Below are 22,953 nucleotides of genomic sequence, written 5' to 3' on the forward strand. Positions count from 1 at the left end.
ACCGGACCCACCCCGCCTACCCACAGGAAACCCCGCTTGGGCTGCTGCTGTTGCTGCCGGTCAGCGGCCGGCACTACCGCGGGTGCAGGGCCGCAGGCCCTGCCGCCCAACCCCATTACCTGGCAGCCGCGATCTGCTTTTCGATGTCGGCGGCGGTCACCGGGCCAAGGAACGTGTGCGCCAGCTTGCCCTGCGGATCCAGCAGGTGCGTCAACGGCAAGCCGCGTGGCGTGGCGAAGTCCGCCGGCGGATCGAACGGGTCCACGATCACGATCGGATAGGTCACCGGATTCTTGGTCAGGAACGACTGCATCTCCGGCACCTCGATGTCTTCATAGGCCAGGCCGACCACTTCGATGTTGCTGCGCATCGCATGCAGCGCCGACAACTCCGGCATCTCCTTGCGGCACGGGGCACACCAGGTCGCCCAGAAGTTCACCACCACCCACTCGCCGCGGTGCGCGGCGAGGTCGTAGTCGCTGCCATCCACCGCCTTCATCTTCAGCGTCGGGAACTCGGCGGTGGTACGTTCGGCCGGGGTCTCCTCCACCGCTGCGGGGGTGGCCGGGGTCGGTGCCTGTGCCGGTGGCTGGCTGCTGGCGGGGGTGGGCTCCTGGGCCGGCTTGCAGGCCGACAGCGCCAGCAACAGTGCCAGCGGCAGCAGCAACGGGGTCTTGCGGGTCATGGCATGTCTCCGGAATCGGTGTAGATATCGCTGACCTTGCGCTTCAGGCGTTCACGCAGGGGCAGTCGCAGATCGTCCAGCGCCGCCAATGCGGCACGTCCCAGGCTGTCATCACGATACGGCAGGTGCTGCTCGGCCACCGGGATGCGCAGCTGGGTGCATTCGTAAAGATCGGCCAGGCTGACCTGGTCCAGGTCGCGCGACAGCAGCCACTCGCCGCGCTCATCGCGGCGCAGCAGGTCGATGTCCTGCAGATTGCAGATCAGGTCCTGCAGCAGTGAATCGGTCAGCATCGGCTCCAGCCGCAGGATCTCGTCATCGGCCAGGCCCTTGCCCTTCGCCCGTGCATGCTGGAAGCGGCCGAGCAGGCGAAGCAGTCCATAGAACTCATACCCCTGCGGCAGGCGCAGTTCCACCGGCTGGTAGCGGAAGGCCGCCATCGACGAAGACAATGATGCGCCCAGCAGCACCGCCACCCAGCACAGGTAGATCCACAGCAGCAGGATCGGCACGAAGGCCACCGTGCCATACAGCTTCTGGTAGGACTGGAAGCTGCCCAGATAGGCCCCGATGCCCCACTTCACCAGCTCCAGGATCACCGCCGCCAGAATCGCGCCGGGTATCGCGTGCCGCCACTTCACGGTGTGGTGCGGCACCACCCGGAACATCAGCGTGATGCAGACGAACTCGATCAGGATCGGCGCCAGCCGCAGGGCCAGTTCGGCCAGCCAACGGCCCTCCTGGGTACCGAACAACGGCAACGCGAACACCCGCGCCGACACCGCCAGCGACGCAGCGGCGAGCATCGCGCCCAGGGTCAGCACGGTCCAGTAGACCAGGAAGCGGGTCAGCTTGGGCCGAGTGGAGCCAACCCGCCAGATCTGGTTGAAGGTCTCTTCCACGCTGTTGAGGGTGATCAGCAGCGATACCACCAGCGCGATGAAGCCGGCGGCGGTGAGCTGGCCGGCGCTGGCCGAGAACTGCCGCAGGTAGCCCTCGGCCGCGCGCGCGGCGTTGGGCACGAAGTTGGAGAAGACGTAGTCGCTGAGCTGGTCGCTCCAGCGGTCGAAAACGGGGAAGGCCGAGAGCACGCCGAACACCACGATGGCCAGCGGCACCAGCGCGAACACCGTGGTATAGGCCAGCGCCGCCGCTGCCTGGAACAGGCGGTCGTCGAGGAAGCGATGCCACAGGAAGCGGCCGAAACTGATGGCCCGTGCGCGATCCCGCGCGCGCTCCATCCACAGGTTGAGCGTATCCAAAGGTTCCATCGGCGAAAGGGTACCCGATGCGGAATGCTGGCAGGATAGCCATACTGGTGGCCACACGACGAGGAGAAGCGGGCACGATGGGCGAGATTCTGGTGCTGTACTACAGCCGGGGCGGTTCGGTGGCACGGCTGGCGCGCCAGATCGCGCGGGGCGTCGGCGAAGTGCCTGGCATGAGCGCGCGCCTGCGCACGGTGCCGCCGGTGGCTGCGGTGACCCAGACCGCACAGCCGCCGGTGCCCGACGATGGCGCCCCCTACGTGAGCGCGCAGGACCTGGCCGAATGCCAGGGCCTGCTGCTCGGCAGCCCGACCCGCTTCGGCAACATGGCCGCGCCGGTGAAGCATTTCCTCGACGGGCTCGGCGCCGAATGGGTCAACGGCACCCTGTCGGGCAAGCCGGCCGGGGTGTTCACCTCGACTGCTTCGATGCATGGCGGCCAGGAATCGACCCTGCTGTCGATGCAGGTACCACTGCTGCACCATGGCTGCGTGATCGTCGGCATCCCGTTCACCGAGCCGGCGCTGAGCCACACCACCAGTGGCGGCACGCCGTATGGCGCCAGCCACGTGGCCGGTGCCGCCGACGACCCGCAGCCGACCGACGATGAAGCCGTGCTTGCGCGCGCGCTTGGCCGCCGGGTGGCCGACATCGCGCAGCGGTTGGCCCGATGAGCACCGGGCAGCGCACGGTCCTGCTGCTGGCCCTGATGGGGCTGGCTGCGCTGTTCGCCGGCTGGTTCATCAATGACAAGCACTGGCTGGCCACCCAGCTGGTGTTCACCGCGCCGCCGCTGGCGCTGGCCTTTGCGCTGCGCCTGGGCTGGCGCAAGGCCGGGTTCTGGGCCTCGGTGCTGGCGCTGGGCTGGTTCAGCCACGGCGTGATGAGCGCCTGGAGCCACCCGGAGACGCGCTGGCTGGCGCTGATCGAAATCGCCCTGGCCTTGCTGGTGATCTTCAGCGCCAGCCTGCCGGGGCTGCGCGCCCGCTTCGGCAAGCGACGCTGACGCTGCGCCCGCCGGGCCGTATCATCTGTGTCCCTGGCCCCGCGCCGCTGTACCTGTCCTGGTTTCGCGCATGCACATGATGGAAGAGCTCCTGGTCGTCACCACCGGTGGCACGATCGACAAGATCTACTTCGACGACAAGTCGGACTACCAGATCGGCGACCCCCAGATCGGCATGATCCTGCGCGAGCTGGGCGTGACGTTCCGCTTCAACGTGATTCCGATCCTGCGCAAGGATTCGCTGCACATCAACGATGAAGACCGCGAACTGATCCGCGCCACCATCGCCGCGCAGCCGACCCGCCACGTGCTGGTGACCCACGGCACCGACTCGATGGTGCAGACCGGCAAGGTGCTGGCGACGATCCCGGACAAGACCATCGTGATGACCGGCGCGCTCAGCCCGGCGCGGTTCCGTGGGTCGGATGCGGAGTTCAACATCGGCTGCGCGATCGGTGCGGTGCAGTCGCTGCCGAGCGGCGTATACATCGCCATGAACGGTCGTATCTTCGATCCGCAGCACGTGCGCAAGAACGTGGCCGCTAACCGCTTCGAGTCGGTCTGAGGAACAGCGTGCCGACCAAGGTCGGCACCCACCAAAGCGCTGCCCTTGCAAGGCCGGCACCTGCCCAAAGAGAAAACGCCCCGGCCTGAGCCGGGGCGTGCCCATGGAGAGGGGCTTGGGCTCAGTACTGGGCGTTGAGGGTCAGGCCCGAGAAGGTGCTGTAGGCCTTCACCCGCACATACCAGGTGCCGGCGGCAGGACTGTTAATGGTGCAGGTCTCGCTGTTGCCGCTCAGGTACGGACGGCAGGTGTAGGTGGTATCGGTCGGGGCACTGCCCTGGCGCACATACAGGTCGGCATCACCGCTGCCGCCACTGATCGCGACGCGCAGCTGGGTGCTGCCGGCCGGAACAGCCACGGTGTAGTTCAGCTCGGCACCGGTCGCAGCGCCCAGGCCGGTCACCGGCACGTTGTTCTGCAGCACGTTGCCACCCGGGTTCGGGTTGCCGCCACCGTTGATCGCCGCGGCCACGGCGGCATTGGCGTCGATGATGCCGGCGCCGCAACCACCCGAGCAGGCGCCCGGCAGCGGACGTGCCGTGCTCTTGATGATGCTCTCGACCTGCGCCGGGCTCAGCGGGCTCGGAGCGACCGACTGCATCAGCGCGACCACGCCGGCCACGTGCGGCGCTGCCATCGAGGTGCCGTTGTACGACGCGTAGGTCGCGCTGCCCGGCGTGGTGGTGCCGGTGTTGAGGGTGGACAGGATGCTCTGGCCCGGTGCCGAAATGTCGATGCCGGTACCGTAGTTGGAGAAGCTGGCACGTGCACCGGCTGAGGTGGTCGCCGCCACCGCGATCACGTTCGGGCAGTTGGCCGGCACCGACGAGGACACGTTGGTGTTGCTGTTGCCGGCGGCGACCACCACGGTGGTGCCACGGCCGACCGCGCCGTTGATCGCGTTCTGGTAGGTGGTCGAGCAGCTGCCACCGCCGCCCAGCGAGAGGTTGATGACTTCGGCCGGATTGGCGTTGGCCGGTACGCCGCTGACGGTGCCACCGGACGCCCACACGATCGCATCGGCGATGTCGGAGGTGTAGCCGCCGCACTTGCCGAGCACGCGCACCGGCACGACCTTGGCATTGAACGCGGTACCTGCCACACCGGTACTGTTGTTGGTCACCGCCGCCACGGTGCCGGCAACGTGGGTGCCGTGCCAGCTGGAGTTGGAGGCCGGGATGCCCGAGCCACACTCGTTGGCGCCGTACCAGTCGCCTTCGTCGTTCGGATTGTTGTCGCGGCCGCCGCCATCACGCGCCATCGCGGCGTCGCTGATGAAGTCATAGCCCGGCAGGATGTTGGCGTTGAGATCGGCATGGTTGGTGATGCCGGTATCGATCACGGCCACCACCACGCCGGTGCCGGTGGCCTTGTCCCAGGCCGGCCGGATGTTGATGCCGGCATTGGAGGTGCCGAAGCCCCATTGCTCGCTGAAGCGGGTGTCGTTCGGGGTCAGCGTCGCGCGCATGATCTGGTCGACTTCGACGTATTCCACGTTCGGGTCGGCGGCCAGCTTGCGCATCAGCAGTTCGGATTCGGCCTGGTCGAGCGGACGGTCGGTCTTGACCAGGGTCGGGCCGACGGCCAGCTTGCGGACCTGCTGCAGGCCCAGCGCGCGGCCCTGGCTGCTGGCCAGGCCGGCGGCGGCCGTCTTCAGCGACGAAGCCAGCGCAGTAGTGTTGGCCACGGCGGCGCTGCCGTCGCGGTACTTGACGATGAAGCGCTGGTGCGTCGGCGCGGACTGCAGGCCGCTGAGCTGGACATCACCGGCCAGCGCAGGCGTGGCCAGCAGCAGCGATGACAGAACGGACGCACCAAGGACCACCCACACTCGACGCACACGCGGTTGCGTTACCTGGGACATCGTATTTCCCTTTCTAGTGGTGTGAATGCCGGAATCGGCAGAAGCACCGGCCCGAACCCTGGGCTGGCTTGCGTTGGCGAGGTTCGAAGTCCGGCGGGCCAGCGGATCCCCCTATCGATCCGCCGTGCACATGACGCTAATGACCAAAAGCGGACACCACAAGATTTTCAGCGTCTTTTCAGCAAGATGAAATGTCTGATATGAGACTTTTCGGGTCGAAGGTTTGTGAAGGTGAAGGACTTTCTCACGCCCTGCACGCACCTGACTGGGCGTTGTCCTGTCCGCCGATGACTTTGCCGACATCGGCGTGCACTTCCACGCCGATGGCCGCGCAGCATCGGCGCGGCCCTCGTGCTGCCCCGTTCGAGTGCAGGGACTATTCGATGTGTGCAGCGCCGCCAGGCCGGATGTGCTGCCCCTTGACCGGTTCGCCGCGCGCGACCGGCTTGCCGTCGGCCACATAGCCGGAGAACTGGGCCGGCAGCGCCGCGCTGACCCCGAACGCAGGCCCGGCCTGCAGCTGGTAGTGCAGGTGCGGTTCGGAGGAATTGCCGCTGTTCCCACAGTCACCGAGGTGCGTGCCGCTGCGGACGACCTGCCCCTGTGCAACGCGCACGCTGCCCTGGCGCAGGTGCGCCAGCACCGAGTACTCGTCATTGCCGTGATCGAGGATGACGCGGTTGCCAGTGAGCTGGGCAGCGTTCATCTGGCCTGGCACGTTGTCGGCGACGCCCTCGACCACCTCCACCACCGTGCCGTCGGCCGGCGCGAGGATTGGCCGGCCAAAGCAGAAATAGTCCTCGTTGCGCTGACCCTCTCCACCATGGGAACGGCCATCGCGGACCACCAGCAGGTCCATCGCGAAGCGCTGGCCGGCGTGGGCCGCATGGTAGTTCTGTTCGACACTGCGGCCGCCCCAGAACACGAAGAATTCATCTTTGAACGGCAGTTGCAGCCGTGTGCGGGTCTGGTAGTCAAGGAACCCGCTCGCCGCGGCCTGCGGAGGCGTGGTCTGTAGCGGGCGGATGTAGAAGCCGCCGATCCGCCCGTCAGCGTCGATGGCCCACAGCACCTGGATGATGGCCTGGCTCTTGGCGAAGCGCGCCTGCCGCAGATAGGTGTCGTATCCCTCAGCCTTCTCGACCTTCTCGCTGACCAGCTCGGTTTCTGCGCCCCAGCCTGCCAGCACCTGCTCGCGCAGCGCCACCAGGTTCTGCGGGGACTGCAGCCCCGCCCGCATCTGTGGTGTCATCCGTTCCCACAGGGCGTCGATGTGGCCCTCATAGAACTGCGTGGTCAGCGTGGCTCCCTGCTGGCGCGGATCTGTGGCCGCGGCGGCACCGGTGAGGGCAGAGAAGGAAACAACCAGAACTGCAAACAGGCGCGGGAGCAATGTCATGTCAAGCGTCCTTTCGATCCGGATCGGGAATGCCGGCGACGATCGCCGCCAGCTGCGTGCGGTACTCGGCCAGGGCGGTGCGCCCCAGTGGCGTCAACTGCAGGGTGGTCAGCGGGCGCTTGCCGCGGAACGACTTTTCGATGGCGACCAGGCCGGCTGCCTCCAGCTTGCTCAGATGGCTGGACAGGTTGCCCTTGCTCAGCCCGCTGAGATGTTCGACAAAGCCGAACTCGGCAGACTGGGCGCCGGCCAGGATCGACAGGATCAGCAGGCGCGCCGGTTCGTGGATCAGGCGGTCGAGCTGGAGCAGCGCGCGCGAATCAGGCAAGCGGGTCATTCGACGAACGTCCGTCCGGCCATGAACGCGCGCATTTCCGCCTGCAGGCGGTGGAACCGCTGGTGGTCACGCCAGCCGACCACGATCAGCGCAATGGACGCCAGTGGGAACACCGCAGTGCTCAGCCCGAAATCGTAGGTCTGCCCGGTGAAGGCCAGCGCGGCCTGGCACAGCAGGAACACACCCACGATGAACTCCAGCGGTGTACGCAGCCAGCGCCACACTACCCAGGGCAGCAGCGCCACCACGGCCAGGTAGCCGATGGCGCGCAGATCCCAGGGCAACTCGCCCATCGGCGCCAGCCTGGGCAGCACGCTGCCGATCACCAGCACGCTCACCAAGGCGGTGAAGGCGATGAAGAAGCGCTGGAAGTTGCGCTCGGCCGGCGTCACCTGCTCCTCGACCTGGCCCAGCCGCTGGTAGTAGCGGCGCGCCAGCCATTGCTTGCCGACGATCCACAGCACAGGGACGGCGATCAGTGCGACGCGCAGTGCCAGCGTGGTCGGCAACAGCGCGCCCGCAAGGAAGGAGGCCAGACAGGCGACACCACCCGCGATCGCCGACAGGCCACCGGCACTGCGCGAGTAACGCGAGTATTCACGGGTCAACGCCTGCAGGCGCGAGGAAGGATCAATGACGGACGGCTGCTGCATGACACGCTCCATCGGGGCCACTTGAATATAGTTTGCACTGCAAACCTATTTGCATCAAGCAGTCCTCTGCAGCGATCTGGAGGCCCCACAACGCAGAAAGCCCGTCACAGGAACGGGCTTTCCAGGAACAACGCCGCCAAGCGTAGGCTCGGCTCTCCAGTTGAGCGTGGGCGATCAGCCCAGCTTGACCAGCCAGTTGTGGCGGTCCGGCAGGCGGCCGTACTGGATGTCGGTCAGCTCCTTGCGCAGCGACATGGTCACTTCGCCGGCCGGGGCGTTGATGTCGCCCACCGAGAAGCCCTCGCCCTTCAGCTGGCCGATCGGGGTGACCACCGCGGCGGTGCCACAGGCAAACACTTCGCTGATCGCACCGGAGGCGACGCCGTCCTTCCACTCGTCGATGCTGACCTTGCGTTCTTCGACCTTCATGCCGCGGTCGCGGGCCAGCTGCAGGATGCTCTCGCGGGTAATGCCCTCCAGGATGCTGCCGGACAGTTCCGGAGTGACCAGCGTGCCGTCCTTGTAGACCAGGAACACGTTCATGCCGCCCAGTTCTTCCAGGTACTTGCCCTCGACCGGGTCGAGGAACAGCACCTGCGAGCAACCCTGCGCCTGCGCCTTCTGCTGCGGCAGCAGCGAGGCGGCGTAGTTGCCACCGCACTTGGCAGCACCGGTGCCGCCCTTGGCCGCACGCGCGTATTCGGTGGACAGCCAGATCGACACCGGGGCAACGCCCTTGGCGAAGTACGGGCCGGCCGGGCTGGCGATGACGTAGTAGCCGGCCTTGTGCGCACCGCGCACGCCGAGGAAGGCTTCATCGCCGATCATGAACGGGCGGAAGTACAGGCTCGACTCGTCGGCCGACGGCACCCAGTCGCTGTCGACGGCGATCAGCTGCTTCAGCGATTCGACAAAGATCTCCACCGGCAGTTCCGGCAGCGCCAGGCGCTGCGCCGAACGCTGCAGGCGACGGCCGTTGGCATCCGGGCGGAAGGTCCAGATCGAGCCGTCAGCATGGCGGTAGGCCTTGATGCCTTCGAAGATCTCCTGGCCGTAGTGCAGCACGGCCGCGGCCGGGTCCAGCTGCAGCGGACCGTAGGCACGCACGTTGGCGTTGTGCCAGCCGGTGTCCTTGTCCCAGCGCACTTCCACCATGTGATCGGTGAAGTGCAGGCCGAAGCCCGGCTTCTCCAGGATCTTGGCGCGCTCTTCAGCGCTGCGCGGGTGGTCCGAACGGGTGACGGCGAAGCTGGGAATGGACTGGGACACCGGAGATTTCCTGTTCTGGTTGCGGGTATTGCCGGGCCCGCGTCACTGCGGGCCGTGGGTCAAAGCATGCCGGTCTCGAGCCGGGCCGCCTCGGACATCATGTGCTGGTTCCACGGCGGGTCGAACACCAGGTCGACGTCGGCCTCGGCCACCGTCGGGATCATTTCGAGCTTGCTGCGCACGTCGTCGACCAGGATCTCGCCCATGCCGCAACCCGGTGCGGTCAGGGTCATCTTCACATCGATCTCGCGCTTGCCTTCGTCCAGGTGCTTGATCTCGACCTCGTAGACCAGGCCCAGTTCGACGATGTTCACCGGAATTTCGGGGTCGAAGCAGGTGCGCAGCTGCTGCCATACCAGCTGTTCCACCTGTTCATCGGTGGCGTCGGCCGGCAGTTCCAGCGGTGCCGGCGCTTCCTTGCCGATGGCGTCGCCGTCCTTGCCGGCGATGCGGAACAGGTTGCCCTCGACGAACACCGAATAACTGCCGCCCAGCGCCTGGGTGATGTACCCATAGCTGCCGGCGGGCAGGGTCACGGTGTCGCCCTGCGGGACCATCACGGCCTCGCAATCGCGTTCGAAGTGGACAGGTTCGCTGCTACGGGAATACATGGGGACCGATATGGGGCCGTGGCCGGGGCCACGCAAGACGGCATTCTAGCCCAGCCGCCCTGCCGCCGCCGGTGCACTGCGGCAAACCACAGTATCCTGTGGGTGATCTTCAGGGAGCTTCGATGTCCTCCAATGCCGCGCGTGCCAGGCCCGTGACCTGGCTCTGGCCCATCATGCTGTTGCTGGGCCTGCTTGTTGCTCCCCTCGCCTGGATGGTGCTGGCGCTGATGACCGGCCGGCAGGTCGGCTGGATGGCGGTCGTGACCGCCCTGGAACTGGTGTTCATGCTGCGCATGGGTACGCTGGGCCCTGGCCGGTTGCGAATTGCACTGGTCGTGCTGGGCACCCTGCTGGTGACCGCCGTCGCCAACTGGACTATCGCCAGCGCCTGGATGGGCGGCTCGATCGGGCTGGACCTGTGGGACGCGACCCTGCGGATGGGCCCGCACCTGGCCTGGACCCTGATCGCCCTCGCCAATGGCGCGGTGGAATGGCTGTGGCTGGCGCTGGGCGTGGCCGTGGGCGCCTGGCTGGCGCGCTGAGCACGCCGGTTGCCACGTCCGCCGGGGATATGCAGGTAGATCCACGCCATGCGTGGATGGGATGGTAGTGCCGGCCGCTGGCCGGCAGAAGCGTGCGGACCAAGGTCCGCACCCACGAATGCAGCCGGGCCTCAATGCCCGCCGTCGAGCGCCTTCAACTCGCTGACCAGCGAGGCTGCCGCTTCGGCACCATCGCCGTACAGCATGCGGGCGTTGTCGGCGTAGAACAGCGCATTCTCGATGCCCGCAAAACCGGTGCCCTTGCCGCGCTTGATCACCACCACGTTGCGCGCATTGACCACGTCCAGCACCGGCATGCCGTAGATCGGGCTGGCCGGGTCGGTGCGTGCCACCGGATTGACCACGTCGTTGGCACCGATCACCAGCACCACGTCGGTGTTGGCGAACTCCGGGTTGATGTCGTCCATGTCGGCGATCAGGTCGTAGGGCACACCCGCTTCGGCCAGCAGCACGTTCATGTGCCCGGGCATGCGCCCGGCCACCGGATGGATGGCGAACTTCACCTTCACCCCGCGCTGGCCCAGCCGCTGCGCCAGTTCCCAGATCTTGTGCTGGGCCTGCGCCACGGCCATGCCGTAACCAGGCACGATCACCACGCGTTCTGCGTAGGCCATCATCGCCGCGACATCCGACGCTTCAATCGGCTTCTGCGCACCGCTGATCGCCTGCGCTTCCCCGCCGGCGCCACCACCGAAGTTGGAGAACAACACATTGCGGATCGGCCGGTTCATCGCCTTCGCCATCAGCCGGGTCAGCAGGATGCCGGCGGCGCCGACCATCATGCCCGCGATGATCAATGCCTCGTTGCCCAGCACGTAGCCTTCGAACGACACCGCCAGGCCGGTGAACGCGTTGTACAGCGAGATCACCACCGGCATGTCGGCGCCACCGATAGGCAGCGTCATCAGCACGCCCAGCGCCAGCGCCAGTACGAAGAAGGCGACGATCGCCCAGGTGCTGAGCGTGCTGGCGGCGATGATCGCCAGCACCACCACGGCCAGCGCCACCAGCAGGTTCATCACCTGCTGGCCGGGCCAGGTCACGCGCTTGTCCAGGCGCCCATCCAGCTTGGCCCAGGCAATCACCGAACCGGACAGCGACACGGCACCGATCGCCGCGCCGACCACCGCCAGCAGCAGCACCGTGCCCGACGGCTGGCGCGCGGCCAGGTCGGCCAGCGCCTGCGCGCTCCAGTGGCGGGTATCGCGATGGGCCAGGAAGGCGTAGCGCAGCAGTTCCACCGCACCGATCGCCGCCGCCGAGCCACCGCCCATGCCGTTGTACAGCGCCACCATCTGCGGCATGTCGGTGATGGCGACCTTGCCGGCCGACCACCAGGCAAGGCCTGCGCCGAGCAGCAGCGCCACCAGGATCAGCGGCACGTTGTGCAGTTCGGGGAGCAAGAAGGTCGCCACCGTGGCCAGCAGCATGCCCAGCCCGGCCCAGCGGATGCCGCTGCGCGCGGTCAGCGGCGAGGCCATGCGCTGAAGGCCCAGAAGGAACAGCGTGGCGGCAGCGAGGTAACTGGCCTTGACCAGCCAATCGAGCAGTTCGACGGTGCTGATGTTCAAGCCTGCGGCTCCTTCGGTTCGTCCTGGCCCCCCTTGGGCGCGCTCGGCTTGAACATTTCCAGCATGCGCGCGGTGACCACGTAGCCACCGGCGGCGTTGCCGGCACCGAGCACCACGGCGAGGAAGCCCAGGGCTTTCTCCAGCGGCGTCTGCGCATGCCCCAGCACCACCATCGCGCCGATCAGCACGATGCCGTGGATGAAGTTGGAGCCCGACATCAGCGGGGTATGCAGGATCACCGGCACCCGCGAAATGATCACGTGGCCGGCGATGGCCGCCAGCATGAAGATGTACAGCGCCACGAACCCGTCACTCACTGGCAACGCTCCTGCTCTGTCTTCGTCGTCCCATCATAACCATGGGCTGAACCCCGCGTGCACCCGGCGTCAACCGAAGCGGCGCTCACGCGTTGTCGATGGTGACCCCGAGCGAGGAACCGTACCCTGTGCTGGTGAGCAGCCCCGTCCCCCCGAGCGCCGAGACCGATGCCCCGCCGGCATCGCTGGAGGCGTTCCTGGCCAGCGTCGGCCCGCGTGCGTTCCGCTTCGCCGAGGCCGGCCTGCGCCAGCGCGAAGACGCCATGGATGCGGTGCAGGACGCCCTGATGCGCATGCTGGACTACGCCGACAAGCCGGCGGCCGAATGGGCGCCGCTGTTCTGGAGCATCCTGCGCCGGCGCGTGATCGACGTGCAGCGCCGGCGCCGCTTCCGCCTGCCGTTCTGGCGCGACAACCAGGACGCGGAAGGCGGCGGGATCGACTGGGCCGATCCCGGCCCCGACCCGGCACAGGCGCATGAACAGCGCCAGCAGTACCAGCAGCTGGTGGACGCGTTGCGCCGCCTGCCCGCCCGCCAGCGCGAGGCCTTCACCCTGCGCGTGCTGCAGGACCTGGACGGGGCCACCACTGCCCGCGCCATGGGCTGCAGCGAAGGCGCGGTAAAAACCCATCTGGCACGCGCCCGGCAGGCGCTGCAGGATTATCTGGAGATCCACCCGTGAAACGCTCCCTGCCTTCCGACGACACCCTGCGCAGCCTGCATGCGCAGTCGCTGCAGGCGCTGTCGCCTGCAACGTTGGCCCGGCTGCGCCACGCTCGCCACGGCGCCACGGCCGCCCACCGGGGGCACTGGCGCTGGTGGCTGGCCAGTGCGTGCTCGCTGGTGGTGGCGCTGGGGATAGGCCTGCAGTTCACCGGCCATGGCACGCTGACGGGCCCTGCGCCGGCACCTGTGCTTGCCGCGGTGGAAGACAACAGCGCGCTCTACGACGAAAATCCCGATCTGTACCTGTGGCTGGGCGATACCGACCTGGCGATGGAGTGAATCATGCCCCGACTGCACACCCTGCCCCTGCTGATGACCCTGTTGCTGCTGCCGGCCGTCCCGGCGCTGGCGCAGAGCGCCGCGCCCGCCCCTGCCGCACGCCCTGCGCCGGCCGCACCGCTGCCGGCCTGGGAACAGTTGAGTGAAGCGCAGCGGGAGTCCCTGCTGGCGCCGCTGCGCGACCGCTGGAACAGCGCCGATGCCGGCCAGCGCCAGCGCATGCTCTCGCACGGCCAGCGCTGGCAATCGATGAGTCAGGAAGAGCGCGACAAGGCCCGCCGCGGCCTGCGCCGCTTCGAGCACATGAGCCCGGAACAGCGCGAGCAGGCCCGCGCCCTGTTCGGCCAGATGCGGGGGCTGCCCCCCGCGCAGCGCGATGCCCTGCGCGAGCGCTGGTCGCAGATGACGCCGGAACAGCGCAAGGACTGGGTGCGCGACAACCCGCCGCCGGCGAAGCCGCGGTAAGGCCAGATTCAATCCTCTGTAGCACCGAGCCCACGCCCGGCTGCTTCATCGCGTCTGCGCAAGCCGAGCATGGGCTCGGCTCTACAGCATGCAGGTCAGGTCACGCCTGCCAGCGCGTCTTGGCCAGCAACTCGTCTTCCCAGTCGAAACCGAGCTGCCCTTCGCGCACGAACAGCGCGACGAAGTTGAGCAGGTTGCGCGCATACATCTCGCTGGCCTGGGTCGCGCCGCGGCTGGCCAGGCCCAGTGGGCCATCAATGGTCACGCCCTGGTGTTCGATGCACTGCCCCGGCTGGGTCAGAGCGCAGTTGCCACCGCTCTCGGCAGCCAGATCCACGATCACGCTGCCAGCAGCCATGCCCTCCACCATTGCCGCAGTCACGATCGTCGGCGCCGGTCGCCCCGGCACCGCTGCGGTGCAGATCACCACATCCACGCTGCGCAGGTGGTCGGCCAGCCGGCGCTGCTGCTCGGCGCGCTCCTCATCACTCAGTGCGCGCGCATAACCGCCCTCGCCGGCCGCACTCACGCCAAGATCGAGGAAGCGTGCACCCAGTGACTGGATCTGCTCGCGGGTTTCCGGGCGCACGTCGAAGCCTTCCACCTGTGCACCGAGGCGGCGCGCGGTGGCAATGGCCTGCAGGCCCGCCACGCCGGCACCGATCACCAGCACCTTGGCCGGGCGCACAGTGCCGGCGGCGGTGGTCAGCATCGGGAAGAAACGCGGTGCACGTTCTGCAGCGATCAGCGCCGCCTTGTAGCCGGCCATGCCGGCCTGCGAACTGAGTACATCCATCGCCTGCGCACGGGTGGTGCGCGGCAGCTGCTGCAGCGGGAACAGCTGCAGGCGACCATCGGTCGCCAGCGCGGCCAGCGCCGGATCGCTGGCCGGGGCCAGCAGGCCGACCACGCTGGCGCCGGGCTTGAGCTGTTCCAGCACCGCCGCAGGGGGGGCCTGCACGCACAGCAGGATATCGATCTCGGCCCAGCGCCCTGCATCAAAGACGCGTGCGCCGGCATCGTCATAGGCCGCATCGGTGAAGCCGGCGGCCAGGCCGGCGCCAGCCTCGTACCAGACCGTTATGCCCAGCGCGCCGAGTTTGCGCGCGGTTTCCGGCGTCAACGCCACGCGCCGTTCGCCCGGCGCGGTCTCCTTGATCCCCAGCAACGCCACGGCCATGCAGGTCCCCGCTGATCGGTGAGTTTTCCCGATCCTAGCAGGCGGCCCGCGCTCAGTGCAGCGTGGCGCTGCCCGGGTCGAGGCGGTCGATCACCCCCTGCATGGCGCTGTCGAAGGCACCATCATCCACATGGGCGCGCAGGCGGCCCAGCCGCACCATCACCGCCAGTTCTTCCGGCGAGGCAACACAGAAGCGCACGCCACGACGGTTGACGAACAACAGGCGCGAGGAAATCGGGCTGACCCAGGACAGCTTGCCGGCCTGGACCTTGCCGTCCTTGTCGACGAAATCCAGCCAGTTGCCGATTTCCATGCGGCGGAAGCGGTCGGCATCGGCGTTGTCGAAATCGTCGGCGTCGATCTGCCCGCCGAGCTCGACCGCTGGCGATTCAGCCACCGGCGGTACCGGCAACGCGACCTGCGGCAGCTCCGGCAGCGCGCGCTGCAGCTCCGGCCGCGATTCGGCAATGCCCTGCAAGGTGTCATGCAGTGCATCAATGGCGCCGGTGGCGGCATCACCGTGCACGCCAACGCTGCCGAACACCTTGGCCAGCGCCGGCTGCCAGGCCTGCAGCCATGGCTTGCCGACGATCTGGCGGCGCGCCTCGGCCACTTCCTCCAGCAGGCCGTCGGCCAGGCTCAGTGCCTCGGCCACCGACGCGCCCTCCTCGCCCTCGCGCAGCAGGGCCAGGGTCAGGTGGTGCTGCCACGGCTGGCGCAGGAACTCGGCGATGGCCGGCGGCAGGGAGGCATCGCCGATGCGACGGTCCAGTTCGGCACCTGCCCGGCTGCGGGCCATTTCCAGCTTTTCCTGGCCACGCTGCGTTTCGGCGGCGCGCCGCTCGGCGATTTCCACGCGGCGGCGGTGCTGCACGAGGAACTCGCGGAATTCCTCTTCCAGGGTCAGGAAGATCGCCAGGTTCTCGTTGAACTCGGCCACCAGCCGTTCGATGATCTCCTCGACCTTGGCCATCAGCATGCGCTCGGCCTGGCTCTCGCCGGTGTTGCCCTCGCAGGCCTCCGCCAGCGAGTTGAGCAGCTTGCGCGCCGGATGGGTCTTCTGCACGAACATCCGGCGGTCGAGCATCGCCACCTTGACGAAGGGCACCACCAGGCGGCCGATCAGCTCGCGCGAGCGGCCTTCCAGTTCGCGCTCGTCCAGCATCACGTCGAACAGCATGCCCACCAGGTCGATCGCATCCTCGTCCTGCGGGTCCAGCCGGGTCTGGCCCGGATCGACGCCCAGCCGGGTCGCGCTGGACAGTACTTCACTCTTCAACCGCTGCGCCAGGGATTCGCCGTCCTCGCCGATGGCCGCGCGCAGGGTGGCGCTGGGCGTGGCCTGCAGCAGTGACAGCACCGACATCATCTCGCGCTGGCTCAACGGGCGATGCTGGCCGACCGCGACCTGCGCGGCGGAGGTGGCATCCTCGCGAACGTGACGGGTCTGCTGCAGCAGCTCATGCAGGGCCTCCAGCAGCATGCCCTGCTGGCCGGCATACGCCTCGCCGTTGCCGGCATCTTCGCCCCCGAGATGCTGCTGCATGTGGCCACGGCGCTCGGACCAGCGCGCGGCGAAGCGCTGCGCCCAGGCCGGCGCGGCCTGCTCATCATCGCTGAACTCGGATTCCAAGCCCGCCGCGTGGCGCGGCTCGACCAGATCATCCGCCCCCGCCGCCATGCGCGGGTCGGGCGCGGCCGACAATGGACGCCGCGGGGCCCCCACCTGCGACATCACGCCAGCGGCGGCCAGCTGCTCGTCCAGCTTCTCGTAGATGCGGCCCACCGGCGCGCGCAGGTCGCGCTCGCACAGCTTGATCAGCACCAGGTGCACTTCCGGCGCCAGCTCGCAGCCGGCAAAGGCCTCGTGGATGGCCACGCCCAGGTGTTCGGGGCTGACCGGGTTGTGGTCGGCATCCAGCTCGGCGCCGCCGATCAGGCGGCCCAGGCGCCGGTCCAGCCGCGCCAGCACCGGCTTGAAGTCGCGCAGCAGCACGGTGGCGAAATTGCGCACCGCCAGCCGCGATTCCAGTACATGTTCGGCCAGCAGGCTCAGGCCATCTTCGGCAGGACCGGACAGGGTCGCCTCGGCCGACAGCGGCTCGCCGCTGGCGAGCGCGTCCCAAGCCCGCTGCAGATGGCCGGCGAAGGCACCGGCGATGTCCTCGCGGCGGCGGCGCAGTTCACGCATCGCATCCAGGAACAGCAGCTGCGACGAACCGGCATTGCCGGCGCGGTCGAACAGTGCGTCGTCGAAACGCGCCAGTGCGGCCCCGAAAACCTGGCACAGCGCGGGCAGGACCATGTCCCGGGCACGCTGCAACTGGACCGGGTCACGACCCGGCGATCCCATCGGTGTGGGCGCGCTCATCATTCGGGAAGGCTCCCCACCTTCTCTGGTACGACAGTCAGCATGGACATCGCGGCGGCCGGCACACCCCATGTACCGGTACGTCGATGGTAGGCCGGCCAGCCCGTCACGGACAGTGAAACAGTCCTCACTTCAAACCTCATGACCGGCGGCCCGGCAAGATGGATATCGTAAGCCGTGCAAGGCCCACGAGGCGAGAGCAGGCGGCCGTCCCTTTCCCGCCAGTGGCATGATGTTCATCACAGTTTGGTATTCAGGGGCTGGACGCGACCCAGACGGCGTCTTCGACCACCCCGACTATAATCAAATGCCCGTGATGACCGGTTCAGACTCCATGCCCGACCCCACTGCCCTGCTTGCCCTGGATGCCCGCCGCTCGGTGCCCTCGCGGCAATTGGGCGAGCCCGGCCCGGACCCGGCAACCCTGCAGCGCATGCTGGCCTCGGCCGTACGCGTGCCCGACCACGGCAAGCGGGTACCGTTCCGCTTCCTGAAGATCGCCGGCGATGCACGTCACACTCTGGGCAACTTCCTGGCCGAGCGCAGCCGCCAGCGCGACCCGCATGCCGGCGAGGCGGTATTCGAGAAGGACCGCCAGCGTTTCAGTCATGCCCCGCTGGTGATCGTGGTGGTGGCCAGCCCGCGCCCGGACCCGAAGGTCCCCGAACAGGAGCAGCTGATGACCGCCGGCTGCGTCTGCTTCGCCCTGCTGCAGGCCGCACAGGCGCTGGGCTTCGGCGCGCAGTGGCTGACCGCCTGGATGGCCTTCGACCCCGCCGTGCACGCCTACCTGGGCCTGGCCGAGGGCGAGAGCGTCGCCGGTTTCATCCATATCGGTACGCCGAAGGCCGCCGTACCCGAGCGCGAGCGTCCGGACCCGGCCGCGCTGCTGCGCGACTGGACGCCGCCGGCATGAGCCTGCCGGCAGCGCCGCCTTCGCTGTACCTGGTCGATGCCAGCATCTACGTGTTCCGCGCCTGGCACTCGCTGCCGGACCAGTTCCAGGACGCGCAGGGCTGGCCGACCAATGCCGTGCACGGTTTCGCCCGCTTCCTGCTGGACCTGCTCGAGCGCGAGCGCCCGCAGCACATCGCCATCGCCTTCGATGAAGCGCTGGACAGCGGCTTCCGCCACCGCCTGTACCCGGCCTACAAGGCCAACCGTGATCCGGCACCGGAAGCACTCAAGCGGCAGTTCGTGCACTGCAAGGCGTTATGCGCGGCGTTGGGCCTGGCGGTGCTGGCGCACCACGAATACGAGGCCGACGACCTGATCGGCAGCGCCCTGCACGTTCACCGCAGCAGCCATCGCGGCGTGATCATCTCCGCCGACAAGGACCTGTCGCAGCTGCTGGCCGACCATGACGAGCAGTGGGACTATGCGCGCAACCAGCGCTGGAACGTGGCCGGGGTGAAGGCGCGGCACGGCGTGCACGCGCACCAGATTGCCGACTACCTGGCGCTGTGCGGCGATGCGGTGGACAACATTCCCGGTATCAGTGGCGTGGGCAGCAAGTCCGCCGCCGTGCTGCTGGCCCATTTCGGCAGCATGGATGCACTGTACGAACGCCTGGACGAAGTGCCGTTCCTGCGCCTGCGCGGCGCCGCCCAGATGGCGGTGCGCCTGCGCGAGCAGCGCGAGCACGCCCGGCTCTGGCGCCAGCTGACCACCATCGCGCTGGACGCGCCGCTGGAAGGCAGCCAACCCGGCCTGCTGCGCCAGGCGGCCGACCCGGAACTGCTCGGTGGCCTGTGCCAGACCCTTCGATTCGGCCCGATGACCCGCCGCCGGCTGTTCGATGCCGCTGGCGTGGCCGACCCTCTTCCCACCCACAGCGAGCCCGCATGAGCCAGCGCAATACCGAAGCCCCGCGTGTCGTCTATGAAGGCAAGTACCAGCGCATGGTCGTGCGCGGTACCTGGGAATACAGCGAACGCACCCACGCCGGCGGCCTGGCGGCGATCATCATCGCCGTCACCCCCGAGGACAAGGTACTGTTCGTCGAACAGTTCCGCGTACCGTTGCAGGCCCCCACCATCGAGATGCCGGCCGGCCTGGTCGGCGACATCCACGCCGGCGAATCGATTGAAGTCTCGGCCGTACGCGAGCTCGAGGAAGAAACCGGCTGGACCGCCGATCACGCCGAAGTGCTGCTGATCGGCCCGACCTCTTCCGGCGCCAGCAGCGAGAAGATCGCCTTCGTGCGCGCCACCGGCCTGCGCCGGATCGGCGAAGGGGGTGGCGACGACAGCGAGGACATCATCGTGCACGAGATTCCGCGCAGTGAGGCAGCGGCCTGGCTGGTGCAGAAGATGGGCGAAGGCTACGAGCTGGACGCCAAGCTCTGGGCCGGGCTGTGGATGATCGAGCATCACCTGGACGGACGCCCGCGTGGCTGACGCCGACCTGCATGCGCTGCCGGCGCTGCTCGGCGCCGACGACCCGGCGATCTACGCGATCCACCGGGCGCAGGGCGCCTCGCCGTACCTGCTGCTGGCCGACCACGCCGGCCAGCAGGTGCCGCGTGCGCTGACCGGGCTCGGCCTGCCCCAGGCGGAGCTGGACCGGCATATCGGCTGGGACATCGGCATTGCCGGCACCACTCGTGCACTGGCCGAACGGCTGGATGCCTGGGCGATCGAACAGACCTACTCGCGGCTGCTGATCGACTGCAACCGACCGCTGGCCTCGCCGACGCTGATTCCGGAAGTGAGTGACCACACCGTGGTGCCGGGCAATGCCGGGCTGTCGGCGGCGCAGCGGCAGCAGCGCATCGATGCGATCCACGCACCGTACCACGCCCGCATCGGTGCGGAACTGGACGCGCGGCGCGCTGCCGGCCGCCCCACCCTGCTGGTGATGATGCACAGCTTCACCCCTGTGATGAACGGCGCGCAGCGACCGTGGCACGCCGGCGTGCTGTACCACCAGGACACGCGCTTTGCGCATGCCCTGCTGCAGGCACTGCGCGATGAAGGCGACCTGGTGGTGGGTGACAACGAACCGTATTCGGTCAGCAGTACCAGCGACTACGCGGTACCGGTGCATGGCGAAGGCCGTGGGCTGGTGCACGTGGAACTGGAGATCCGCCAGGACCTGATCGCCGATGCCGCCGGGCAGCAGGCGTGGGCAGAGCGGCTGGCGCGGATCTTCAGCGCGTTGCAGCCGCAGTTGCTGGCGCTGGGTTGAATGCGCGTGGATCCATTCCGGATCGGTAGTGCCGGCCGCTGGCCGGAAACCTCAGGGTAGTTGGATCAATGTGTTTGCCGGCCAGCGGCCGGCACTGCCACAGGCGCGGCACATCCACCCACGGCAGCGCCTTCAATCATGCCTCGTTGGCCGGGCAGACGGTGGCGGCCGATTCGGCCGGCGCCGGGCGCAGGCCCAGCGCGATCACCACGCCGAACAGTGAAAACAAGGCGGCACCGTATTCGGCGCGCACCAGCCCGGCCAGTGCACTCGGCGAACCGGCTGCACCCGCATGGGCATTGGCCACCATCACCAGCACCGCCAGGCCCAGCGCACCACCGATCTGCTGCGCGGTCGCCGCCATGCCAGATGCAACACCCTGCTGTGCGGACGGCACGCCCTGCCCGGCCACGATCCACATCGAGGTCCAGGTCATGCCCTGGCCGATGCTCAGCACTACCACGCCGGGCAGCAGCGGCCAGAAGTTCGAGGCGTGCGGGAGTGTTGCTGCGACCCAGGCGATGCCAACGGCACCGGCCAGCTGGCCGAGCACCAGCACCTTGCGTGCACTCCAGCGCTTCAGCGCCCACTCCGCCAGCTGGATGCCGACCGTGCACACCGCCGTCGCCGGCAGGAATGCCAGGCCGGCCTGCAGCGGGCTCCAGCCGTAGCCGTCCTGGAAGTACAGCGCCATGAAGTAGTACTGCACCCCATAGCTGCTCATGAAGGCGAAGGTCAGGCCCAGTGCCGCGCGCAGTCCGGGCAGCCGCAGCAACGCGAACTGCATCAGCGGATCGCGGCTGCGCTGTTCGATCTGCACGAACGCCACCAGCAGCAGCACCGACAGCAGCAGGCAGCCCAGCGTGGCCGGCGCAGTCCAGCCCCACTCCGGCCCTTGCACGAGGGTAGTGACCAGCAGACTGCCGCCGGCAGTGACGGTGAGGCAACCGGCCAGATCGAAGGAACGGCCCTGCAGACGCGGGCCATCGGCCGGCAACCACGCGCCCGCAGCGACCGCGCAGGTGGTGGCCAGTGGCACGATCACTGCCAGCACCGCCGGCCAGCCGAACGCCTGGGTCAGCACGCCACCGAGCAGCGTGCCCAGCGCCAGGCCCACCGCGCTGGCCATGCTCCAGATCGCAAGTGCGCGGTTGCGCACCGGACCTTCCGCATACAACGTGTTGATCAGCGCCAGCGTGGCCGGGAACAGCAGTGCCGCGCCGATGCCCTGCGCCGCACGCGCGATGATCAGCAGGGTGGCGTTCGGCGCCAGCGCGCCGAGCAGCGACGCCAGTGCGAACAGCAGCATGCCCAGCCGGTAGAAGCGGCGACGGCCGATCAGGTCGGCGGCACGGCCACCCAGCAGCAGGCTGCCGCCGAAGGCCACGGTGTAGGCACTGACGACCCATTGCAGCTGCTGTGCGTTGATCTGCAGCGCGCGCCCCATGTCGTGCAGGGCGACGAAGATGATGGTGGCATCCAGGGCGATGATCAGCTGGGCGGTGGCCAGCAGGGCCAGCGCCCAGCGCGGGTACTTGAGGGGAGGCATCGACGGTCCGGTGCTGTGGGGGAGCGCAGTCTCATTGATGCGACCGAATCAATAAACCCCCTACCAGCCATATCTGTCATGATTTTCAGCATGAATGGAACCTCGATGGACCTCAATGCCGTGCGCATGCTGGTGCAGGTGGCCGAAGCACGCAGTTTCACCGTCGCCGCCGGGCAGCTGGGCCTGAGCCAGTCAGGCCTGTCGCGCGCGATCAGTCGGCTGGAGGCCACGCTGGGGGTGAAGCTGCTGCAGCGAAACACCCGCAACGTGGCACTGACCCCGGATGGTCGTCAGTTCGTCGATCAGGTCGCTCCGCTGCTGTGCGGTCTCGAGGACGCCGAACGCCAGTTGGCCGACCGTCCGTGCACACCCTCGGGCACTCTGAAGATCAGTGCGCCCTCGATGTTCGGGCGCAAGGTGCTGGTACCGCTGCTGGGGCCGATGCTGCAGCAGCACCCGCATCTGCAGGTGGAAGCCGTGCTCAACGACCGCCTGGTCGATCTGGTCGAGGAAGGCTTCGATGCCGCGCTGCGCACCGGCGTCATCGCCGACCAGCGCATCGTCGCGCGGCCATTGCGGCCGCTGCGCTGGGTGACGGTGGCCAGCCCCGCGTATCTGGCCCGCTGTGGCGCACCGGACGATGTGGCCGCGCTGCAGGATCACGCCTGCCTGGCGGTGCGCAACCTGCGCAGTGGCCGGCTGGTGGACTGGCAGTTCCTGCAGGACGGGCAACTGCGCGAGTTCACGCCGCCGACGCGGATGGTGTTCGACAGCGGCGATCCGCTGGTGGAAGCGGCCATCGCCGGCATCGGCATCGTGCAGGTGATGGATTTCGCGGTGGCCGATGCGTTGGCCGACGGCCGCCTGCAGCGCGTGCTGCAGCCGTTCGAGGGACGCAGCCGCGCGCTGTCACTGATCTACCCGCCGTCGCGCCAGCATTCGCCGAAGCTGCAGGTGCTGGCCGACGCGTTGCTGGCCGGGGATTGGTAGCGCCGGCCGCTGGCCGGCGCCTGCAGGAATCCACCCGTTTCAGGTTTGCCGGCCAGCGGCCGGCACTACCAGGCTGTGGTAGATCCACGCCATGC

At 68.2% G+C, this 22,953-nt stretch carries 25 protein-coding genes; 12 read left to right on the top strand and 13 right to left on the bottom strand.

Annotated features, from left to right (window positions below):
* Positions 1–115 precede the first annotated feature (115 nt).
* Both N5C25_RS16440 and N5C25_RS16445 read right to left on the bottom strand, forming a co-directional pair.
* A complete protein-coding gene (locus tag N5C25_RS16440; protein WP_279937321.1) occupies positions 116–685 on the bottom strand; it encodes a TlpA disulfide reductase family protein in 570 nt (189 codons plus the stop codon).
* Positions 682–1,956, bottom strand: a complete 1,275-nt coding sequence (locus N5C25_RS16445; protein WP_019661157.1) for a YihY family inner membrane protein — start codon at positions 1,954–1,956, stop codon at positions 682–684. Before N5C25_RS16445 ends, N5C25_RS16440 begins: the two co-directional genes overlap by 4 nt.
* Before the next feature lie 77 nt (positions 1,957–2,033).
* Between N5C25_RS16445 and wrbA the strand changes: the two genes are divergently transcribed.
* The 3 genes from wrbA (at position 2,034) to N5C25_RS16460 (ending at position 3,524) form a co-directional block, all read left to right on the top strand.
* On the top strand, positions 2,034–2,627 hold the full coding sequence (wrbA, locus tag N5C25_RS16450; protein ID WP_058980358.1) for an NAD(P)H:quinone oxidoreductase: 594 nt from the start codon (positions 2,034–2,036) through the stop codon (positions 2,625–2,627).
* Positions 2,624–2,959: a DUF2069 domain-containing protein gene (locus N5C25_RS16455; protein WP_279937325.1), complete on the top strand. Its 336-nt coding sequence runs from the start codon at positions 2,624–2,626 to the stop codon at positions 2,957–2,959. The genes wrbA and N5C25_RS16455 overlap by 4 nt, the downstream gene beginning before the upstream one ends.
* Positions 2,960–3,038: 79 nt before the next feature.
* Positions 3,039–3,524, top strand: coding sequence for an asparaginase domain-containing protein (locus tag N5C25_RS16460; RefSeq protein WP_010481766.1), 486 nt, complete (start codon positions 3,039–3,041; stop codon positions 3,522–3,524).
* 121 nt (positions 3,525–3,645) lie between these two features.
* Here the strand turns inward: N5C25_RS16460 and N5C25_RS16465 are convergent, their stop codons facing one another.
* From N5C25_RS16465 to sufT, 6 genes are all read right to left on the bottom strand, one after another.
* Entirely contained in the window at positions 3,646–5,388 is a 1,743-nt protein-coding gene (locus N5C25_RS16465) for a S8 family peptidase (RefSeq protein WP_005408178.1), read from the bottom strand.
* A gap of 376 nt (positions 5,389–5,764) precedes the next feature.
* Positions 5,765–6,787, bottom strand: a complete 1,023-nt coding sequence (locus tag N5C25_RS16470; RefSeq protein WP_058980359.1) for a M23 family metallopeptidase — start codon at positions 6,785–6,787, stop codon at positions 5,765–5,767.
* Between the two features lies 1 nt (position 6,788).
* Complete coding sequence (locus tag N5C25_RS16475; RefSeq protein WP_058980360.1) at positions 6,789–7,124, bottom strand: transcriptional regulator; 336 nt, start codon at positions 7,122–7,124, stop codon at positions 6,789–6,791.
* The gene (locus N5C25_RS16480) at positions 7,121–7,777 is read right to left on the bottom strand and encodes a hypothetical protein (protein WP_049465765.1); all 657 of its coding nucleotides are present in this window, start codon (positions 7,775–7,777) and stop codon (positions 7,121–7,123) included. The genes N5C25_RS16475 and N5C25_RS16480 overlap by 4 nt, the downstream gene beginning before the upstream one ends.
* A gap of 174 nt (positions 7,778–7,951) precedes the next feature.
* Positions 7,952–9,046 (bottom strand): branched-chain amino acid aminotransferase, encoded by a 1,095-nt coding sequence (locus N5C25_RS16485; RefSeq protein ID WP_058980362.1) that lies wholly within the window; start codon positions 9,044–9,046, stop codon positions 7,952–7,954.
* Positions 9,047–9,105: 59 nt separating this feature from the next.
* Positions 9,106–9,657: a putative Fe-S cluster assembly protein SufT gene (gene sufT / locus N5C25_RS16490; RefSeq protein WP_005415385.1), complete on the bottom strand. Its 552-nt coding sequence runs from the start codon at positions 9,655–9,657 to the stop codon at positions 9,106–9,108.
* 122 nt (positions 9,658–9,779) lie between these two features.
* On the opposite strand from sufT, the gene N5C25_RS16495 reads away from it, so the two are divergent.
* Positions 9,780–10,199 carry a hypothetical protein gene (locus N5C25_RS16495; protein ID WP_279937328.1) on the top strand — a complete coding sequence of 140 codons (420 nt, stop codon included), beginning with the start codon at positions 9,780–9,782 and terminating at the stop codon, positions 10,197–10,199.
* A 131-nt stretch (positions 10,200–10,330) separates the two neighbouring features.
* Here the strand turns inward: N5C25_RS16495 and N5C25_RS16500 are convergent, their stop codons facing one another.
* Both N5C25_RS16500 and N5C25_RS16505 read right to left on the bottom strand, forming a co-directional pair.
* The gene (locus N5C25_RS16500) at positions 10,331–11,791 is read right to left on the bottom strand and encodes an NAD(P)(+) transhydrogenase (Re/Si-specific) subunit beta (RefSeq protein WP_134735891.1); all 1,461 of its coding nucleotides are present in this window, start codon (positions 11,789–11,791) and stop codon (positions 10,331–10,333) included.
* Positions 11,788–12,108, bottom strand: a complete 321-nt coding sequence (locus N5C25_RS16505) for an NAD(P) transhydrogenase subunit alpha (protein ID WP_019661150.1) — start codon at positions 12,106–12,108, stop codon at positions 11,788–11,790. The genes N5C25_RS16500 and N5C25_RS16505 overlap by 4 nt, the downstream gene beginning before the upstream one ends.
* A gap of 98 nt (positions 12,109–12,206) precedes the next feature.
* Between N5C25_RS16505 and N5C25_RS16510 the strand changes: the two genes are divergently transcribed.
* From N5C25_RS16510 to N5C25_RS16520, 3 genes are read left to right on the top strand one after another with little or no spacing between them, the layout of a single operon-like run.
* Positions 12,207–12,791 (top strand): RNA polymerase sigma factor, encoded by a 585-nt coding sequence (locus N5C25_RS16510; RefSeq protein ID WP_019661149.1) that lies wholly within the window; start codon positions 12,207–12,209, stop codon positions 12,789–12,791.
* A complete protein-coding gene (locus tag N5C25_RS16515; RefSeq protein WP_279937330.1) occupies positions 12,788–13,114 on the top strand; it encodes a hypothetical protein in 327 nt (108 codons plus the stop codon). Before N5C25_RS16510 ends, N5C25_RS16515 begins: the two co-directional genes overlap by 4 nt.
* 3 nt (positions 13,115–13,117) lie before the next feature.
* Positions 13,118–13,579 (top strand): DUF3106 domain-containing protein, encoded by a 462-nt coding sequence (locus tag N5C25_RS16520; protein WP_279937331.1) that lies wholly within the window; start codon positions 13,118–13,120, stop codon positions 13,577–13,579.
* 100 nt (positions 13,580–13,679) lie between these two features.
* On the opposite strand, the gene N5C25_RS16525 is transcribed toward N5C25_RS16520, so the two are convergent.
* A complete protein-coding gene (locus tag N5C25_RS16525) occupies positions 13,680–14,759 on the bottom strand; it encodes an NAD(P) transhydrogenase subunit alpha (protein ID WP_279937332.1) in 1,080 nt (359 codons plus the stop codon).
* Positions 14,760–14,811: 52 nt separating this feature from the next.
* On the bottom strand, positions 14,812–17,133 hold the full coding sequence (locus N5C25_RS16530; RefSeq protein WP_279937333.1) for a DUF1631 domain-containing protein: 2,322 nt from the start codon (positions 17,131–17,133) through the stop codon (positions 14,812–14,814).
* A gap of 331 nt (positions 17,134–17,464) precedes the next feature.
* Between N5C25_RS16530 and N5C25_RS16535 the strand changes: the two genes are divergently transcribed.
* The 4 genes from N5C25_RS16535 to N5C25_RS16550 are packed head-to-tail and all read left to right on the top strand — an operon-like array spanning position 17,465 to position 20,319.
* Positions 17,465–18,046 (top strand): nitroreductase, encoded by a 582-nt coding sequence (locus tag N5C25_RS16535; RefSeq protein WP_026347148.1) that lies wholly within the window; start codon positions 17,465–17,467, stop codon positions 18,044–18,046.
* Positions 18,043–18,978, top strand: a complete 936-nt coding sequence (locus N5C25_RS16540; RefSeq protein ID WP_058980368.1) for a 5'-3' exonuclease H3TH domain-containing protein — start codon at positions 18,043–18,045, stop codon at positions 18,976–18,978. Before N5C25_RS16535 ends, N5C25_RS16540 begins: the two co-directional genes overlap by 4 nt.
* Positions 18,975–19,529 carry an NUDIX hydrolase gene (locus N5C25_RS16545; RefSeq protein ID WP_019661142.1) on the top strand — a complete coding sequence of 185 codons (555 nt, stop codon included), beginning with the start codon at positions 18,975–18,977 and terminating at the stop codon, positions 19,527–19,529. The genes N5C25_RS16540 and N5C25_RS16545 overlap by 4 nt, the downstream gene beginning before the upstream one ends.
* On the top strand, positions 19,522–20,319 hold the full coding sequence (locus N5C25_RS16550; protein WP_279937334.1) for an N-formylglutamate amidohydrolase: 798 nt from the start codon (positions 19,522–19,524) through the stop codon (positions 20,317–20,319). The genes N5C25_RS16545 and N5C25_RS16550 overlap by 8 nt, the downstream gene beginning before the upstream one ends.
* A gap of 136 nt (positions 20,320–20,455) precedes the next feature.
* On the opposite strand, the gene N5C25_RS16555 is transcribed toward N5C25_RS16550, so the two are convergent.
* The gene (locus N5C25_RS16555) at positions 20,456–21,868 is read right to left on the bottom strand and encodes an MFS transporter (RefSeq protein WP_279937335.1); all 1,413 of its coding nucleotides are present in this window, start codon (positions 21,866–21,868) and stop codon (positions 20,456–20,458) included.
* A gap of 105 nt (positions 21,869–21,973) precedes the next feature.
* Here N5C25_RS16555 and N5C25_RS16560 point away from each other — a divergent pair, with 105 nt between their 5' ends.
* A complete protein-coding gene (locus tag N5C25_RS16560; RefSeq protein WP_279937336.1) occupies positions 21,974–22,858 on the top strand; it encodes a LysR family transcriptional regulator in 885 nt (294 codons plus the stop codon).
* Positions 22,859–22,953 lie beyond the last annotated feature (95 nt).

It is taken from the genome of Stenotrophomonas sp. GD03958 (assembly GCF_029839005.1).
Classification (GTDB): domain Bacteria; phylum Pseudomonadota; class Gammaproteobacteria; order Xanthomonadales; family Xanthomonadaceae; genus Stenotrophomonas; species Stenotrophomonas hibiscicola.